This window comes from Cupriavidus sp. GW823-FHT06D04 (assembly GCF_058795055.1).
In genome coordinates, this window is the sequence record NZ_JBXAHL010000005.1 from 16621 (window position 1) to 32464 (window position 15844).

The 15844-nt window shown below is 61.0% G+C and carries 17 protein-coding genes; 8 read left to right on the forward strand and 9 right to left on the reverse strand.

Features of this window, described 5'->3' with window-relative positions; all coding sequences use genetic code 11:
• Positions 1-61: 61 nt before the first annotated feature.
• Positions 62-541: a hypothetical protein gene (locus AC1Q7H_RS09530; protein WP_492381155.1), complete on the reverse strand. Its 480-nt coding sequence runs from the start codon at positions 539-541 to the stop codon at positions 62-64.
• A 168-nt stretch (positions 542-709) separates the two neighbouring features.
• Between AC1Q7H_RS09530 and AC1Q7H_RS09535 the strand changes: the two genes are divergently transcribed.
• The 3 genes from AC1Q7H_RS09535 to AC1Q7H_RS09545 are packed head-to-tail and all read left to right on the forward strand — an operon-like array spanning position 710 to position 1814.
• Positions 710-1318, forward strand: a complete 609-nt coding sequence (locus AC1Q7H_RS09535; RefSeq protein WP_492381156.1) for a hypothetical protein — start codon at positions 710-712, stop codon at positions 1316-1318.
• Positions 1319-1369: 51 nt separating this feature from the next.
• Positions 1370-1645 carry a hypothetical protein gene (locus tag AC1Q7H_RS09540; protein ID WP_492381157.1) on the forward strand — a complete coding sequence of 92 codons (276 nt, stop codon included), beginning with the start codon at positions 1370-1372 and terminating at the stop codon, positions 1643-1645.
• 13 nt (positions 1646-1658) lie between these two features.
• Positions 1659-1814, forward strand: coding sequence for a hypothetical protein (locus AC1Q7H_RS09545; RefSeq protein ID WP_194946915.1), 156 nt, complete (start codon positions 1659-1661; stop codon positions 1812-1814).
• A 161-nt stretch (positions 1815-1975) separates the two neighbouring features.
• On the opposite strand, the gene AC1Q7H_RS09550 is transcribed toward AC1Q7H_RS09545, so the two are convergent.
• Positions 1976-3133 (reverse strand): integrase domain-containing protein, encoded by a 1158-nt coding sequence (locus tag AC1Q7H_RS09550; RefSeq protein ID WP_492381158.1) that lies wholly within the window; start codon positions 3131-3133, stop codon positions 1976-1978.
• Positions 3134-4359: 1226 nt separating this feature from the next.
• On the opposite strand from AC1Q7H_RS09550, the gene AC1Q7H_RS09555 reads away from it, so the two are divergent.
• Positions 4360-5361: a PRTRC system protein D gene (locus tag AC1Q7H_RS09555; RefSeq protein WP_492381298.1), complete on the forward strand. Its 1002-nt coding sequence runs from the start codon at positions 4360-4362 to the stop codon at positions 5359-5361.
• A 721-nt stretch (positions 5362-6082) separates the two neighbouring features.
• Here AC1Q7H_RS09555 and AC1Q7H_RS09560 read toward each other — a convergent pair.
• From AC1Q7H_RS09560 to AC1Q7H_RS09585, 6 genes are all read right to left on the reverse strand, one after another.
• Positions 6083-6301 (reverse strand): hypothetical protein, encoded by a 219-nt coding sequence (locus tag AC1Q7H_RS09560; RefSeq protein ID WP_492381159.1) that lies wholly within the window; start codon positions 6299-6301, stop codon positions 6083-6085.
• Between the two features lie 105 nt (positions 6302-6406).
• Positions 6407-7459, reverse strand: a complete 1053-nt coding sequence (locus AC1Q7H_RS09565; protein WP_492381160.1) for a primase-helicase zinc-binding domain-containing protein — start codon at positions 7457-7459, stop codon at positions 6407-6409.
• A 252-nt stretch (positions 7460-7711) separates the two neighbouring features.
• Positions 7712-8203, reverse strand: coding sequence for a single-stranded DNA-binding protein (locus AC1Q7H_RS09570; protein ID WP_492381161.1), 492 nt, complete (start codon positions 8201-8203; stop codon positions 7712-7714).
• A 21-nt stretch (positions 8204-8224) separates the two neighbouring features.
• Positions 8225-8998: a hypothetical protein gene (locus tag AC1Q7H_RS09575; RefSeq protein WP_492381162.1), complete on the reverse strand. Its 774-nt coding sequence runs from the start codon at positions 8996-8998 to the stop codon at positions 8225-8227.
• A 9-nt stretch (positions 8999-9007) separates the two neighbouring features.
• Positions 9008-9436: a hypothetical protein gene (locus AC1Q7H_RS09580; RefSeq protein WP_492381163.1), complete on the reverse strand. Its 429-nt coding sequence runs from the start codon at positions 9434-9436 to the stop codon at positions 9008-9010.
• Between the two features lie 98 nt (positions 9437-9534).
• Positions 9535-9840: a hypothetical protein gene (locus AC1Q7H_RS09585; RefSeq protein WP_492381164.1), complete on the reverse strand. Its 306-nt coding sequence runs from the start codon at positions 9838-9840 to the stop codon at positions 9535-9537.
• A gap of 612 nt (positions 9841-10452) precedes the next feature.
• Between AC1Q7H_RS09585 and AC1Q7H_RS09590 the strand changes: the two genes are divergently transcribed.
• The 4 genes from AC1Q7H_RS09590 (at position 10453) to AC1Q7H_RS09605 (ending at position 14400) form a co-directional block, all read left to right on the forward strand.
• Positions 10453-11628, forward strand: coding sequence for a hypothetical protein (locus AC1Q7H_RS09590; RefSeq protein WP_492381165.1), 1176 nt, complete (start codon positions 10453-10455; stop codon positions 11626-11628).
• Positions 11629-11714: 86 nt separating this feature from the next.
• Positions 11715-12902, forward strand: coding sequence for a FlhC family transcriptional regulator (locus AC1Q7H_RS09595; RefSeq protein ID WP_492381166.1), 1188 nt, complete (start codon positions 11715-11717; stop codon positions 12900-12902).
• A gap of 95 nt (positions 12903-12997) precedes the next feature.
• Positions 12998-13327 carry a hypothetical protein gene (locus tag AC1Q7H_RS09600; protein WP_249221385.1) on the forward strand — a complete coding sequence of 110 codons (330 nt, stop codon included), beginning with the start codon at positions 12998-13000 and terminating at the stop codon, positions 13325-13327.
• Between the two features lie 239 nt (positions 13328-13566).
• Complete coding sequence (locus tag AC1Q7H_RS09605; RefSeq protein ID WP_492381167.1) at positions 13567-14400, forward strand: hypothetical protein; 834 nt, start codon at positions 13567-13569, stop codon at positions 14398-14400.
• Positions 14401-14473: 73 nt separating this feature from the next.
• Here AC1Q7H_RS09605 and AC1Q7H_RS09610 read toward each other — a convergent pair whose 3' ends face one another.
• Entirely contained in the window at positions 14474-15709 is a 1236-nt protein-coding gene (locus AC1Q7H_RS09610; RefSeq protein WP_492381168.1) for an adhesin, read from the reverse strand.
• Positions 15710-15844 lie beyond the last annotated feature (135 nt).

Consider the following 15844-nt stretch of genomic DNA (forward strand, 5'->3'; position numbering starts at 1 on the left):
CAGAGACGCGGAAGTAGCGCGCAGGATACCGCAAAGCGTGCCACCGATAAAGCCCCCGACGCTACGGCAGGTCCAATCCGGTCTTACGTAGCCGGTTGACGACGTGCCAGCGGTATTGCGCCGCCTCTGCCGGGTCCTGGACGGACGAATAGTCCGGCATGCGCTCGATGCCCGGCTTGCCCCCTGGCTTCTCGACGCCCACGGGGTCCAAGCTGTGCTGCGCGGCTTGCAACTGCGACAGCGACCACGACAACTCGAACGAGGCAATGGCATCCCAACGAGCGGGAATGGTATCGGCATCGAACCAGATTTCCCCCACGCCGTCCATGATCGCCGTGACCGTGTACTCACTGCCCAGCTCAGACGGAATGGCGCGCACCTCAAAGCGCAGCGCATCTGCGGGCGGATGCCAAAAGACGCGATCCAGCATGCGCCGGAAGGTGAGTGCATCGATCGTGGCCAGCTCGCGGTACAGCGGCTCGCCCGGGGCGGCGAAGGTCTGCTCGTCGCGCGGCCGGGTACCGAGGTTCAGTTCCTTCATGGGGGTATTGGTGCGAAATTGCCGATCGTCCGGCGAAAGACGTGCGAGATCATACGCCTTTCGTCGGACGATGCACTCCAATTCGCAGTCACAATGGCGCATCGGCGGCCGGGCGGGTCGCAGATCTTGGCATAATGCGCGCCACACGCCCGCGAACCCGCCCCAACCATGTCAGACGGCCTTCTCTCCTGCGCGCATTGCGACAGCCAGCCTCGATTCATTGCTAACCGCTTCGAGGCGCTCATTGTCTGCACCGGCTGCGGCATATCCACCCCGCCCCAATCCCTTGACACTGGCCGCGATCAGGCCTTTGCCATCCTCAGCGGCATCTGGAACACCCGAGTCCGTCCCCGCCCAACGGAGCAGCATGAGCTCGCCGTCATCGTACGCAAGGAACTCACCAGTTCCGACCTCGGCACGGTGCTCGCGCTCATTGCCCGCAACGAAGACGATTGGGACACGCGCGGCCCGCTCTTCGCCGCCATGGCCGAAAAGATATTGCAACCCGAGCCCTTCCTGCAGGAACTGATGCCGGCTGAGGCCTTGCTGAGGGATGCCAGCCGCTACCGCAAACTCATGCGCCGCGCCAAGCTGATCCAGATTGATGGCCGCCCCTGGGTACATATCGAGCCAATCGATGCCCTGCCAGGGTCGGTCCACGAGGAGCTGTTCGGCGGCACGATCATCCTGGAGGAATTCCTCGCGCGTGTGCTTGACTGCACCGATGTAAACGGGACTCCCATCTCGGCCACTCTTGGGAAGCCGCCCAGCCCTTGACTTCGCGACTGGCTTGGCAAGATAGGGGTACATCATTTCAGAACAGGAACCATGCACAAGCCTCTGATCCCTGCCGCAACCATTGCCGCCGCCGTCGTCTGCTCCGCCATCAGCACCGCCATCTACGCCAGAGGCCCAGCGACGGATTGTCCGCACATCTTCGGGTCCAACAGCCGGCCTCGCGTCGCCACCACCGACCAGGCCAGCCGCATCCCGCTGCTGTGCTTTTCCGATGGCGCCGCCGTGGTGGATACCAAGAAACCTCGGAATGCGCTCCATCAATCTGGCGTCCTGCCGTCCGTCCGCGCAGTCTTCGCCCGCTGCTGAATCGGAGAAATGCATGAAACGCCTCAAGCAGATCATCCACACCTTCCGCACCGGCAGGGAAGCGCGCTTCTACATTCTGGGCGTCATCGCCTTGGTCCTGTTCTTCTGCTGGTGGGGCGCAACGGGCCACTGGGACAACGACCCATTCCTGCCCCAGTTCCTACGCTAGTGCAGCTTCGCTCGCGAGATGTGGAGCCCGCTCTCCTCGTCCACAGAACGCAAGGCAGCCGGCTGACGCGACGCGTGCAACACAGTATTCACCTCTGCCCTGCGCAGCCAATCCGCCAGCAACCTGCCCAGGGCCGCATAGTCCAGCTGCTCATGCCGGCGTCATTTAGTGTCCGCCAGCCATGCAAGTAGCCGGTAGAGCGCCTGTCGTGTAATACCCAGCGCCTGCGCAGCCTTGGATTTCACACCGTCGGCATCCTTCACGGCCTGAGCGGCGATCTCCGGGGTGATAACGGGGCGCGACGTCGCAGCCTGCACCGAGTAGGTCGACAGATATGCATTGGCCTTTGTCTGCCGGCTGTGGCCCGCGGCCTCGACGATCTTGCGCATCGCCTCTTCATGCCGTTGGCGATCGATCACCTTCCCACCCCCCTTGATTGCCGCCGCCTGGCCGGCATTGCGCTCATACATCTGATGGAAATACTGGTGCCGCAAGCCGTGGGCCGTCACGCCGCACCCATTCTTCGTGATTCCGTGCCTTTCCAACACCGCATAGAAATGCCGCCGCCACCTGGCCTGTGTGTACGACCGCGGAATCAGCGTGCCGCGCTCCGGGTTCGTCTGCAACGCCAGATTGGCGACCTCAATCAGCAGATCGTATTGCCACGTGAACTCGATCGGCACCTTACGCGGCCGCCCACCTTTGGTCCCATCGACCGCGTGCAGATGGCCGGACGGCAACACGTCCTGGAGCGGCCGCAGGCGCCAGCTTTCCTTTGCCCGCAGTCCAAAAGCCGCCTCCAGCCTGAGTTGCAGCGCCACATGCTGGTCGGTACCCGCAATCTCCGCGACCTTCACCAGCGCATTCACGCCATTTCCCTCCCAGGAGCGGTCCTCACGGGCGATGTAACTGCGCTTGTAGTCCGCTGGCCGCTCCACATAGTCATCGATCGAGCCGACCATGTTCGTCTTGCCCATCCACGCGTTCAGCGCTCGCAGGTGCGTCAGGCGCAGCTCCACCGATCCGACATCCAGCCTCTGCTCCAAGACCCAGGATTGCACCAGCCATTGGATGTGCTTCTGCCTGAGGTTGTACGGCGACATCAGCGCGAAGCCTCCCTTGCGCAGGTCCACGAACATCTTCAGCAGCGCTTGGGCGCGTTGCCGTTGCGTCAGTTGCGAGAGCGACCGGCCACTGACACGCGTACCGCTGTGCGGCAAATGCAGATTCTGCGCCGCCAGCACCGCGAACGCGGCTTTGAAGTTCTCGGGGAGGTTGTACGCGGCCAGCACCGCGCGCAGATTGATACCCTTGCTCATCGTTGTCATTGCTCCAATCGCGGAAGCAATCCGCCATCGCGAATGCCCTGCCGCGCGCCCAGCGGGCAGCTTGCTCTGCTTGGTGAGATGCCGCCCCGAACGACATTCAACCTCTTGGTGTGCCGGACTACCACATCCAGCTAACCGGCCACCCTGCCGGAGTCCACTTCTTCCTGTCCTTTAGCGATGCCAACCGATCAGCCCTGAGCATGGAAGCAGATGCGTCCTGACTGTCCGCTATGCGAACACGCGGGCCTTTGCCTTGCGTGCCGCTGCGCGGCCATCCACCCGGCGCATCATCTCGATGCCGACCCTCGCTCGCCAGGACTTTTGCTGTCCTCGCCTTCGTGGTCACTGCCGTGGTGGGTGATTCCTGTTGCGCCGTTTTGGTACCGGTAGCGCCCCCCGGGTCGTCATGCTCTCAGAAGCCTGCGTCGGCCACGTTCGTGACTCGCAATCAGCTCCCCGCCCCGAAGCCAGATCATCTCCGCCGCTGTGTGTCGGGCTTCGTGATCCGTGCTCAGCCTGCGGCTGTAGGGACGTGTCTTATGGGTGTGGCGATTCATCGAGCACTGTCCGGGTGTCCGACTCCGGAATCGTCCTCACTACGGTCCACTTTCACAAACAGACCGCCAATCGGCTTGGTATCGCGGTGTCCGGTGTCCTCACTATCCGACACTGTCCACTTGATCTGGTTGAAAAAAAACCGGATCAAATTCCGGCTTGTACATAGAGGCGACCGACAACCCTTTTTCGGGCGGTGTCGATGCTTGGGATGGCCGCCAAAGTGGCGGCGAGGTCGATGCGTCGGGGACGCGAGAAGTACGTCAAGGATAGCGAGCCTGGCCCACCCGTGCAACCCTCGTGCATTGCGAATCGTGCATGAAATTGGCGAGCTTACGCGGGCTTGACTTAACGGCTTTCCCGGTAGATTCGAAGTGGTTCCAGTCCACGTGGCACGTATGCCTGACTTACGTGGCACACAGGTGCCACGTCCTGAAAAGCGTCGCAGGTGTCCGGCCGGGAAGTGGGACGTAAGTCCGATTTACGTGGCACGCACGTGCCACTTTGATGATCGCCACGAATGCTCTCGCTAGCAAGTGGCACTTACGTCTGTCTTACGTGGCACATGTCCCGCTTGCTGAAGGCAATCACGAGTAGCGTGAAGGCTGGAGCAGATCCGCTAATCGCAGACGCGGCAGATGCCGCAAGCACAGGAGCGCAAGATGAGAATGAGTACAGTCGCCGTCGACGTTGGCTATGGCAACACCAAGTATGCCTTCTCCCAAGGGGGGAAATTGGTGACGCAGATGTTTCCCTCACTCGCGCCCCCCGCCGTGCGAGCCAATGTCACGGGATACGGCGGGGGATTCTTCAAGGCCCGTGACGTAATCACCGTCCAGGTCGATGGCGCCTACTACGAGATCGGCCCCGAGGTTTCCATCAGTTCGGCCTACGGCCAGACCGGCCGCACGTTATCCGAGGACTTTGCGACCACCGCCGAATACGCCGCCCTGCTTGGTGGCGCGCTGCAATACACGGGCGCGACGGAGATCGACCAACTCGTGCTTGGCCTGCCCGTCCATACCGCGCAGAAGTACGCCCAGTATCTACGCGACCGCTTCACAGGAACGCTCAATTTTGGCCATGGCGACATTCCGGTGCGCAGCGTTGCAGGCCTGCCGCAGCCCCTTGGTTCACTCGTCACCTTCATGCGGCAATGCGGACAGGACTATGACGGGAGAAACGCGCACCTGGTGATCGATGTCGGCTATTTCACAACAGACTGGGTCCTGGCGCGTGGCTTCACCATGGATGACACGCGCAGCGGCGGCGTGCCTGGCGGCTCGTCTCGCATCTATCAGCAGATCGCGGACCTCATTGCCGAGCAGGAAGGCGAGCCGGTGGCTGGCATCGAGCGGATCGACCAGGCGCTGCGCGACGCGACCACGCTGCTCTTCTTCCAGAAAGAAATCAACTTGCAGCCGCTGCTGGAGCAGGCGCGTGCGGTCTGCCATGCAGCGGTCAAGGAAGTGCAGACACGCGTCGGTCGCAGCGAAGATATCCGCTCAATCGTACTCAGCGGCGGCGGCAGCGAGCTCTATGCGCACGCGATCCGCGCCGCATTCCCACGCACGCCGATGAAGGTTCTGGATTCGCCCTGCTTTGCCAACGTCCGCGGCTTTTATGACATTGGCTCGTCGCGCCAGCAGTGCGCCGCAGCTTAACGGATGGCCGGCGATGGACAAGATCTCGATACAGATCACGATCAACTCGATCACGTCGCCGGAGCTGCTCCAGTACCTGAAGTCAATCCAGAGCCCGAAGCATCGTGCAGAAGTGTTTCGACGTCTCGCCGAGACTGGACTGGGTGCGATGGGTGCGTCAGGTTCGTTCGCCGCGAGCCAGCACCACATTGCACAAGCAGCTCCCGCCGTACCCATGCCGCCATCCCATGAGGGAGCTGACCGACCTGCTCCACGTTCCGAACAACGACCAGGGCCAAGGCCAGACTTGCGTCCCGAGCCACCGGCACAGCAACCGGTGACACTGGCCCACGAGCAAACAGCCTCCCCGGGCAACGCTGCCCCTACCCCTTCATCCGTGGCCGTTGTTGCGGGTGCACCGTTCGGTGCCGCACCGCCGCCATTTGCCTTAGACATGAATTCGGCCATGGATCGCTTCTTCTGACCACATATGCCGCGGCCTTGATTACGTGCTGCGGCAGCTACAATAGGACCAACTGCAATGAACCAAGGCGGTCTAGCAACATGACAGAATATGAAATCATCCGCTTTTTCAAATTCCTGCTGACGTTCGGTATCGGCTGGGCGCTATGGGAATTTGCGCTCACACTGATCCAGGCCTTCCGCCGCCAGTGACCGCGGCGCGCAAAGCAAAGAAGCCCGACAAAATTGCCGGGCTTCTCGTTTAAGGGGATGGGCGCGCTTAGTGCCGCGTTGGGCGTTGCAGGCCGGCGCAATACGTGAAGGCTGAATAAAAATCCACGTCGGTGTGCTGAAGCTGCGTGGATCCGTCGGCATTGCGACGGTAGACATGATATGTCTCCGCGTCGGATTGGCACGCGGGGACGATACCCGAGGGCAGTTGGCGCATAGCACGGATTTGCAGACGACCCACGATCACCTTGAAACCTTTGAACGACATATCAGAACTCCAAGTAGTGATCTGCCGCAAGGGTTCTCCCCCGCAGGCAGAACCCGCAGGGCAGAAAGAGGTACCGCCCCGGAGGGCGGCATTCACAACGACCGGTTAAGCACAGACTGCTCGCTGGCCAGCAATGCCTTGCAACCGATACGCGGTAAGCCACTGGTCGCAAAAGTCCGTGCCGCGCACCAAAGGGCGATGCACGTGGACGGTCATACCTTCGCTGCGGGCGCGCTTGGCCAAGGCCAGCGCATCCGCCATGCCGGGCGACTTGCGTGTCTTCGGATCGATTTCATCGAAGTCGGCAAAGACGTGCAGCGTATGGATGCCAAGCCCTTGCGGCACGACGAAGCGGCTGAGCAGCACACGATTCAGGCAGCACCAGGTGGGCACGCCGAACAGCATGTGCGCCGCATAAGCCGTTTCCAGCCCTTCGGCCACGCCCAGCACGCCATCGCGCGGCGGCATGAGCCGTACGGCACCGCCAGGGAGGGGCAGCGCCGTCACGTCATTGCGCTTGGCCGGCAGGATTACCCCGTCAGCCGTCACGACGTGCGCCTTGGCCGGTTTGGCCGGATCAAGCGCGGTCCGGTGCACCGTGGCCATGCGGCCGTCTGGCCGCGTGAACTGCGCCACGATCGTTGGATAGCGCCCCTGCACTGCATGCTCATGGCGATAGTCCATCATCGCCAGCCGCAGAGCGCTCGGGCGCGGTGCAACGAGACCTGGCACGCGAGCGGCAAAGTACCGCGTCGCGGCGTCACCGGGCACCAGCGGCGTGGCGCTGGACCAGACTCGCTCGATACGACGGGCCTTGGCCGCGTCACTCATGCCACGACGCCGCATAGGGGGATGCGCTGGCCGGACGATCGCCGGTGCCGGCCCACCCTCCACCACACGGGCAAGCTCGAGGAAGGACATGCCGGTGTACCGGCAAATCAGCAGGATGGCGTCGCCCGCCATCGGGTTGCCATTGGCACACTGGCGGCATACCCAGTCGCCACGGCCGCTTTTGCTATCGTAAGTAAAGCGGTCATTGCCTCCGCACATCGGGCATGGGCCAGGCTTGCCGGTCAGGAAGCGCTCCGGCAGATACTGCAAAACCAGAGCGTCCCATTGAGCAGGCGTCCAGTTCTTCGTGATGTCACTCATTTTCATTGGGATTCACTCCGGTCGGAATGGTTGGTCGATGCCTGAGACAGGCGGGGAAACTCGCTCGCTCAAAGGACACCCCGGCCGAGCCAGAGGGTCTTTTCAGCATGGCGCATCACTGCGGGATGGAGGATGGACGGCGCCAGTGTCGGGCGCACAGAGGAAGGGGCTACTGCCGGCGGCGAAAGCCGGCAGCAGCAGCAAAACAACGTGGAGATGAAGCGAGAGGCGTCGAAGTGTCCGATCGTTCGTTCCGAACTAAAACCGAATCGGATCGTCTTCCTCGTCGAATCCTGCCTGGGATGCAGGCTGCTGGCGCGGCGGCGCGCTCTGGCGCTGACGCGTGCCCTGCTCGCCTTGCGACTGGCGGGAAGGTTGCTGGCCGTAGCCCTCGTCATCACCGGCGCCGCCAATCTGCCGGCTGCCAAGCATCTGCATCTGATCGGCCACGATCTCGGTGCTGTACTTGTCCTGGCCGGACTGGTCCTGCCACTTGCGAGTGCGGATGCGGCCCTCGATGTAGACCGACGAACCCTTCTTCAGATACTGGCCGGCGATCTCGGCGAGCTTGCCGAAGAACGAGATACGGTGCCACTCAGTGGCCTCCTTCATCTCGCCCGTCTGCTTGTCCTTGTAACGGTCGGTGGTGGCGACTCGAATGCTGGCGATGGCGTCGCCGCTTGGCATGTAACGGACTTCGGGATCGGCCCCGAGGTTGCCGACGAGGATGACCTTGTTGACGGATGCCATAGAAGAGTTTTCCTTTTTGAATCAATGTGAACGGGTAATCGACCAAATCCATTTGTCCCACATGATGGGTTGACCGTCGTCGTCGAGCTTTGGCGTTCCGGACTTGCGATGGAATGCCTGTACCTTGACCTTGTGCAGACGCCGTACTTCGACGCGGTCGCCGAGTTGGCAACCGGCTTCGGCGATGGCTTCTTTCAGCCCCTCGCCTTGCAGAGTGTCAACGCCTGTTAGCGTCTCCAGCTTTAGCGCGAACGACGTGTAGGCTCGACCGATGCGCTTGCGATCGGCGAACTCCGCTTCGCCCCAGAAAATGATGGTGCCGTGGTGCACTGAAGCGCCGGGCTCACGGCGGGTCTGCGCTCTGCCGGCCGCTGCGCCAGTGTGCTGGCTATCGCGGGTCGGTTTGTGGGCAGATTGGCGTCCGGACTGGCCCGCGCCGTCGTCGCCTTGCAAGGCAGCGTGCGCCGAAGGCGCTGCGTGGGCGCGGATTGCAGCGGCAATCACCTTGGAGAGCGTCCCCCCCTGATGTTCGCCCGCCACGTTCCAGTAGGGAACCGGATCGGGCAACAGCTTCTGGCCAAAGTGCGTTGCCGTCGGGCGGGCATCGAAGTCGGCCACAAAGTGAACGATGCGCTCGCCCTCGTCGCGAAAGAGATTCGGCACGCCGCCGATCTCGATCTGCACTTCGTTGCGCAAGCCGGTACCGACGGCCGGTGCATTGCACGCAGCCGGTGCGGCGGGCTGCGCCCTTAGGGCGTCCTGCAGCGTGTCGAAGAGTCGCTGAATGAAACTCACAGGCGACTCCTAAAGCAGCGTGCCGCAGCGCAGCCGGCGAACGTCGTCCAGATCGCGCCTGAGGCGGGGGTGATGGAGGATAATGTCTTGCAGAACCTCGGGGTCGACGCCGGTCACAGCGCAGACATAGGTATAGGGCAGCGCCCCATCCCAGTAGCCGAAGATCCAGCCAAGCGTCATCTCGAAGTCGTCTTTCTCGACGGCCTTCCCATGCATGCGCGAACGCAGCAGGTCAGCACAGTCGGCTAGCGACTCGGGAATGTTGTCGCCGCGACGGCTGTCGCAGGCGAGGGTGATCAGGGCGTCAATCATCTGCTCGCGCACGGACTCGCTCCAGTACTTCGGATCGGGCAGCGGGTCGCGTTTGGGAGGATCGACCGTGACGGGTGCCGCCTCCCCGAAGAAATCGAGTTGCCAGGCGGCGGGTTGCATTTCCATAGGTTGCTCCAAGCGGGATCCCCCTTGCCACCTGCCGGTGAGAACGAGGTTCCCACGACAGGTGGATAGGGCCTTCCTCGAAGTGAGGGCGGTACAGGTCAGGCGCTGCGCCGGGCAGCTTCCTGACGTTTCAATGGCACAACGACCGGGGACTTGGCATACACGGGCGCCTGGGGCGCTTGCGGCTGCTCAGGTTCTGGATAGGCAGCTCGCGGCTTGGGCATCGACACGTCACGTGGCGTCGGCACAACGTGCGGTCGACCGATGAGCTTGTGATACCCCCACGACAGCGCGACGATGCCGAGGAAGAAGCCGCAGACAGTGGATTGCGATGCCACATAGATCGCCATCAGCGTTAAGAACAGACGAACAGGCGCACGCATCAGATTGGCCAAGGATTCCATGGTTTTCTCTCTTGAAAACAGTAAATGGGATTTCCCAGCGGAAAGGCCGGGCGATTATTCGATGCTCAGAAGAGCAAGGAATCCTTGAAGCGCCAACGCACTTGCCGGATGCACATGCATCGAGCAAAGGCGCTGGGCAAGGGAGATTAAGACGGAAAGGGGGCGAGGACGAAGCAATCCCAGGGTGACGGTCTGCTTGTCGAAATCGATGCGTCTAGGACGCGCGTGTGAGTAAGACCTTAAACCAGTTTCCCGTCAACGAATCCCCGGAAAGCTCACCAAAAACATGCAGCTCTTCGCGGCTACCCGTCCAACCGGTTGGACTGGGGCCCCGCGGCCGCATTTGCCCCAACGCATCGCACATCCCCCAGGGCGAGCGATTATCGCGCCGATGACACCTACCATAGGGGTAAATACCTACACATATCGAAGGTCGCGTCGTAAAAGAAGTGCGCGCTTCGGCAGCGTCATCTCGTGAAAGCTACATCCATTTCGTCGTCTTTCCGGACCGCAGCCCGTGAATGGCGACGCTATTCTCGCCTTCACAAGAAAATTTGCCTGTACGGTGAACTTGCCGCTTCGCAACTCCTACTCATCAGCCATTTACAACGTATGAGCCAATCCGACCAAAACGAAAACCTGCCTTCGCTTCCCTCAGACAGCCCGCTCGATGATCGGGCCCGTCAGTTGGTGCTACTCGCCAGAGTGGTTCTCTCGGAGCATCTCGATGCAGCGGCAATTGGCCGCATCGTACAAGCGACTCAAGAGATATTCCTAAGCCTGGACCGCATTCAAACTGAATCGCTTGCCATTGGTTCGCGGCTGGCCCAGATCGACACCATCCTGTTCAGCAAGTTCGAGGCAGCATGCGGCAACCGTCAACTTGCCAGGCGCCAGGCGACTGGCCTTCTCACTACCTATTGCCAGCGTGTTCTGCGCATGAGTCGGTCATACATCTTTCTGCACATGCAGATCTACCGCCGTTTCCTCGACAACAATAAGGCGCTCAACCTGTTCAGTATTAGTGAGCTCTCAGTCCTCGTGCGGACATCAGTTTCGGATGACGACTTGCTGATGGTGATGGAGGAGAAGGAGAAGAACAACAAGATCGGCCGGGAGGAAATTCGCCAATTGCTGCGTAAGTCGCGTCAGGCTAACGAGCAATTGCTGGAGGTCGAAGCCAAGCTTGAAGGCACAAGGGAGGAACTTGCGCAAGCTGTGTCCACGCAGCGCGATATGGAATACGAAATTAAACAGCTCCGGGCGCAGGCACAGCAGACGGCTGCCGAACGCGATACCCACCGCGCCGCGCTGTCTGATGCCCAAGTGGATCTTGCTCGAAGCAACAGTTCCGTCAGCAAGTTCCAAATGGCAATTGATGACCTGACCCATGAGCGGGGTCGTCTCGTCGAACAGCTGGCCACTGCCAAAGCCAGGGTCGAGACCAAAGAAGTCCTACGCGAGGTGCCCCCCGCCGGCTACGTCACTATTGAAGCCGCAATCGAGGACGTCAATCAACGATTGGCGGCCGCACAACGGGAGTTAAAGGACACTCTGACTGAGATGGAAGCCGCACACGATGCTGCAACCAGGGAAGCGAACACCCACGCGCTCCTCACCGACTTCCATGCGCATTTTGAGGCCATGGTCACCAAGTTCTCCCTCGCACAACTCCGAGTACTTATGGAGAACAACAGCGCGAAGGTCCGTCCGCTTCTGGAAACGATGGCTTCTGTCGTTGGCCGATACCACTCGGACCTGGTCGCCGCTATCGCAGTTTCACGATAGTCGAGACGCGGTGACGCTGCTTAACCACGGGCGGCGTGTCGGAAGCAAGAAACACAACAACAAAATACTACGAGGAAAGCCCTGTCATGAAGCTTGACATTCTGCGCGGCGACTTCGACAAGCTGGGACTAGCCAGGCTGTCGGCCGAGCGTATTCGCTCAACGAACTATCACCTCACCGACTACATGGAGGAGGCGCTGATCCGACACGCTGCATTTGCGCAGACCTTCGGGATCAGGAAGGAAGAGATCGAAGCTCTGCGCAGGAATGAGCCGGCCTTCCGCAAGGTGATGGGCATGCCGTTCATGACCGTTGTACCAACGATCAGAGCCGTTGCAGACTGGAAGTCGCTCGTCTCTGGTCGCACTACGACGCTTGCCGTCGACAAGATCAAGCATCAGACCCCGGTCCTTGACAGTGTCGACAAGATCCTGCTTTACCACAACAACCGCGCCTACGTCTGGCTCATGGTCGAGCTGCTGCACGCCAGCATCCTGGCGGCCCCTCTTCTTGGGATCAGCCTCGAACTCGCGCAGTACCTGCGCGAGCTTCCGCAGCATCATCTTGACCTAGCCGTCAGCCGCATTCAGTTCCCAGTTTTTCGGTGGCGCATCGCAGAGCCGGTCTTCTTCATCGAGCACGGCGCGGACCGGACGTCCTATGACCTGCTCGGCCACTATTTCATGCAGTTCTCCCAAGTGCGTGCCGAGAAAGCTGAGGCCAAACAGGACTGGACACGTCTGCGGCTGGAGCGCTTGCAGTCTGACGTCTACTGCCGAATGCTCACAGCGATGGGCTGCCGAGCCTCCAGTGTCGCCTCGCTCCTATCGATCAACCCGGCAAAGGCAAGAAAGTTCTATCTGGAACATCATGGGGCGTCCTCGCCGTGTGGCCAAATGCCAAGCTCCGTCGCGTGGCATTTTGAGTCGTCAACCGCGCGGGTCCAGTCCACGCTCTTCCTTTGGCTCTACCGGATCTGCGTGAGCGAGGGGGCTAATGTCCCAGAGGCACTCATCGCGGCCTATAACGTCACGGAGCAAACCTTCGACGTGGACCTTAAGCTCACTGCGGACCGTGCTAGTTATCTGGCGCGAACGATGGCCGAGGAGTCCGAGTTGTCTCTCGCAGCATGCCGGAGTTGCGGTACGGACTACCTTATTGCCAACAGCGCACCGCGTATTGAGTTGAGTCGATCGTACTCCTGCCCCGCCTGTTCCGGCACGTTGAGCAGCGCGCCTTGGCGCCGCCGCAACCGTGGCGGCGAATCGAGTTAGGCGATAGAGCTATTCTCCCCCCTCGAAGTGGCACGGCATACTTGCGGCCCTTCGAGATCTGTCCCAACGCAAAAACAAGAAAAAGGGGAGGTACCTTGGACTACGGATTTTGGTGTTTCCGTGCACTGTGCATGGGCTTTACGGCCTATCTCGCCCACAAGCGCGGCAAGAATCCCTGGCTATGGGGCGCGATGGCGTACCCGCTGCTTCTGTTCGCGCCGCTGGTCCTGCTCTTTGTCACGCGTCAGAAGGCGCGTTCGCTGCAACAGTACCTGGCCCACTACCCCCATTGCCGCACCGGGCGCGGCACGGCTTGTGCCTTCTGCAATTCCAGCAGTATCCGGCTCTGGCGCCGCGGCGGTCTGCTGTCCAATCGAGACCAGCATCTTTGCAACCACTGCGGCTCATATCTGTATGACAGCTAGCGCCTGCGGCGCTACAGCCAACGAGGCAGAGTGACCGGCCCGGGCACCATAGCCTCAAGTTCGGTGGCCGCGCCGCCGTTATTTCAGTCTGCCTTGATTGTCGCGCTTTCGGCTGGGCGAACAGCTGGCTACCTGTCCGCGCCGCGCCCTTGACTTTGGTGGAGGGCCGGTAGGATGAAATAACTCGCTCCGATGTGAGCGCGCCAACCTAATTCCTCGAAGCAAACACACACACAACAATGAAAAAAAATCTGAACCTTGGTCTGTCCGCGGTCTCTCTCGCCTCGCTGCTCGCGCTTGCCGCCTGCGGTGGTGGCGGCGGTGGCGACGAAACGCCGGCTGGTACGCCGGCCACGACGCCGCCGCCAACGCCGACTATTTCGGTGCAAGGCTCTGCGCTAACTGTGGCCGCCGATCCGCTGGCAGTGGTGTTCGTTCCCCAAACGGAAACGTCCACCCGATCTGTCTTGCAATCGATCGCGTCCAATGCCTTCCCCGCGCAGTACCAGAAGGCACCGAATGCCGGGGCGTACACCCAGCTTGGCATCGACGCGAACAGCCTGATCACTCTGAATGGAGGCAAGGTAGCCGACGTCGCCGGCAATGGGGACTTTGCAATCGGCCGCTGGACTGATGGTTCGAGCAGCATTGGTAGCATTTCCGCGAATCAGGGCGCTCACTATGCTGTTGGCAAGCCACTCAAGCTGATTGCCGATCTGAATCCTTCGACTCCTGAGACGAAGGTAGCATGCACCCTGGCAGCCAGCACCAGCCCGACAGCGGTGGGCGGCAACTTCGCGCCCGGCAAGGTGAATTCGGCAACTGCGGTAGTGAACCTTAAGCTGGCGACCATCGAGACGCTTACCCTGGACGCCCAGATCGGTGCAGATAGTCACGCTACGGCCACCGTACCTTATCCAACGACAAACGGGGTGTTCCAGTCCTCCGGCGTATTGCAGCACGTACAAGTGGTAGGCACCGATCCTAGTAAGCCCTACCTGGCAGTCGGCTTCGCAATGCCGACGCCGACCAGCGGCGATGTAACCGGCGTGGTCGTCCTACAGTGTCAGTAAATCAAGCAGATGCATAGAAAAGACGGCGGGAGTACCCGCCGTTTTCCTCCTTTAGCTACTGCCACGCATCGAATTATCCACCACCATCAGAGCACGAGCCGCCCGACGGGGAAAACATATCCTTCGTTGATCCGTTAGCGTAGATTACACGCCACCACAAGCCAAAGTCGTTGTTGTAGCAGTTGCTCACGAACTGTATGTCAACGACCCCCGCACCCCCCGACGAGTTTCGCCAAACGCCGCTCTGGCACGACAAGATCTTGCCGTTTGGATCGCTGCGAATCGCCCCCTGTGGGTCGCCGCAGCCCCAGCCCTCCCATACTTGCTGCCCCCCGCCAGTCGAGGGAACAACCGCTCCGGCCGCATAGAGATAGCCGCTTGACAGAACCGATCCGTCTGCACGCACGTTCCCATACGACTTAACGTCATTCGAATAGACTCCGCCAGCCGTCACATTTCCAGCCACATATGCGCTCCCGTTAGACTGCACATAATTTCCGTAGACACCGCTCCCACTCACATTCGCGCCTGCCGACACATTTCCACTCGCGGTAACCGACCCTCCAGCTCCCACGTTGCCTGCCGCGGATACAGAACCGTTCGACTGGAAGTTCCCCACCCGATTCATCGCCTGGTTGTTGGCATCCATAGGGCCCGTCAAATTCAGCGATCCGTCACGCTTGTAGAACTGGTTCATGCTCTGCGCGAGCAACGAAGTATTGCCAACGCGCATCATCAGCACGCCGGCCTGGTTGCCAGGAAGCGGATTCGGCGCAGACCAGCTCGCTGCCATGCCGGTAATCACGCCCGGACTTTCGGCATAGGACATCCCAGAATCGACGCCGGCGGTGGCAATCGCGCCGGTCAGCTGGTCGGTACGCACGCTGCCCGACGAATCCCGGTAGGCCGTCGTGGAGTACATGACTCCAGGTAGCGTGCAGTTGGTCAGCCCTGCGCTGCAATTGGTCGGCGTCAGATCCACCTTGAATGACAACCCGAGCGGGCTCACATCGCTGAAACCGATCGGCAGCAACTGCAGGTTAATCAGGTCCTGGATGGTCGGATGCAGTGGGCTGGCTACGGTCGCCGTCGCACTGCCCGCCGTGATCGCCGTCGGGCCGGCAGGGCTGCCCGCGAGTACCGTCATGTTGTCGAACACATAGGTGTTGACCGCGCTGGCTACGTTGGCCATGTACTGGCCCGTGCCTATCGCCAGAGCATCATCAACCAGGCTGTTGGTGTTGTGGATCATCACCGCCATCCCGGCGGCGGCAATTGTGAGCTGGAATGCAGCTTCCGTCAGGAACATGGTGACCTCCGTATAGGGGAACGCCCAGCCAGAGGCCAGGCGCGGGTTGTACTGGAACTTTGTCTCAATTCAGGCTGCTACCGATCGCAAAAGCTCACGAATTTGCTATCTCTTTTGAAGGCAGCCGCAACTATG

Coding starts and splice junctions, on each gene's coding strand:
- AC1Q7H_RS09590 (WP_492381165.1), top strand. CDS start 10,453: ATGAGCCAATCCGACCAAAACGAAAACCTGCCTTCGCTTCCCTCAGAC.
- AC1Q7H_RS09595 (WP_492381166.1), top strand. CDS start 11,715: ATGAAGCTTGACATTCTGCGCGGCGACTTCGACAAGCTGGGACTAGCC.
- AC1Q7H_RS09585 (WP_492381164.1), bottom strand. CDS start 9,840: ATGGAATCCTTGGCCAATCTGATGCGTGCGCCTGTTCGTCTGTTCTTA.
- AC1Q7H_RS09555 (WP_492381298.1), top strand. CDS start 4,360: ATGAGAATGAGTACAGTCGCCGTCGACGTTGGCTATGGCAACACCAAG.
- AC1Q7H_RS09550 (WP_492381158.1), bottom strand. CDS start 3,133: ATGAGCAAGGGTATCAATCTGCGCGCGGTGCTGGCCGCGTACAACCTC.
- AC1Q7H_RS09610 (WP_492381168.1), bottom strand. CDS start 15,709: ATGTTCCTGACGGAAGCTGCATTCCAGCTCACAATTGCCGCCGCCGGG.
- AC1Q7H_RS09565 (WP_492381160.1), bottom strand. CDS start 7,459: ATGAAAATGAGTGACATCACGAAGAACTGGACGCCTGCTCAATGGGAC.
- AC1Q7H_RS09605 (WP_492381167.1), top strand. CDS start 13,567: ATGAAAAAAAATCTGAACCTTGGTCTGTCCGCGGTCTCTCTCGCCTCG.
- AC1Q7H_RS09535 (WP_492381156.1), top strand. CDS start 710: ATGTCAGACGGCCTTCTCTCCTGCGCGCATTGCGACAGCCAGCCTCGA.
- AC1Q7H_RS09580 (WP_492381163.1), bottom strand. CDS start 9,436: ATGGAAATGCAACCCGCCGCCTGGCAACTCGATTTCTTCGGGGAGGCG.
- AC1Q7H_RS09540 (WP_492381157.1), top strand. CDS start 1,370: ATGCACAAGCCTCTGATCCCTGCCGCAACCATTGCCGCCGCCGTCGTC.
- AC1Q7H_RS09545 (WP_194946915.1), top strand. CDS start 1,659: ATGAAACGCCTCAAGCAGATCATCCACACCTTCCGCACCGGCAGGGAA.
- AC1Q7H_RS09560 (WP_492381159.1), bottom strand. CDS start 6,301: ATGTCGTTCAAAGGTTTCAAGGTGATCGTGGGTCGTCTGCAAATCCGT.
- AC1Q7H_RS09570 (WP_492381161.1), bottom strand. CDS start 8,203: ATGGCATCCGTCAACAAGGTCATCCTCGTCGGCAACCTCGGGGCCGAT.
- AC1Q7H_RS09530 (WP_492381155.1), bottom strand. CDS start 541: ATGAAGGAACTGAACCTCGGTACCCGGCCGCGCGACGAGCAGACCTTC.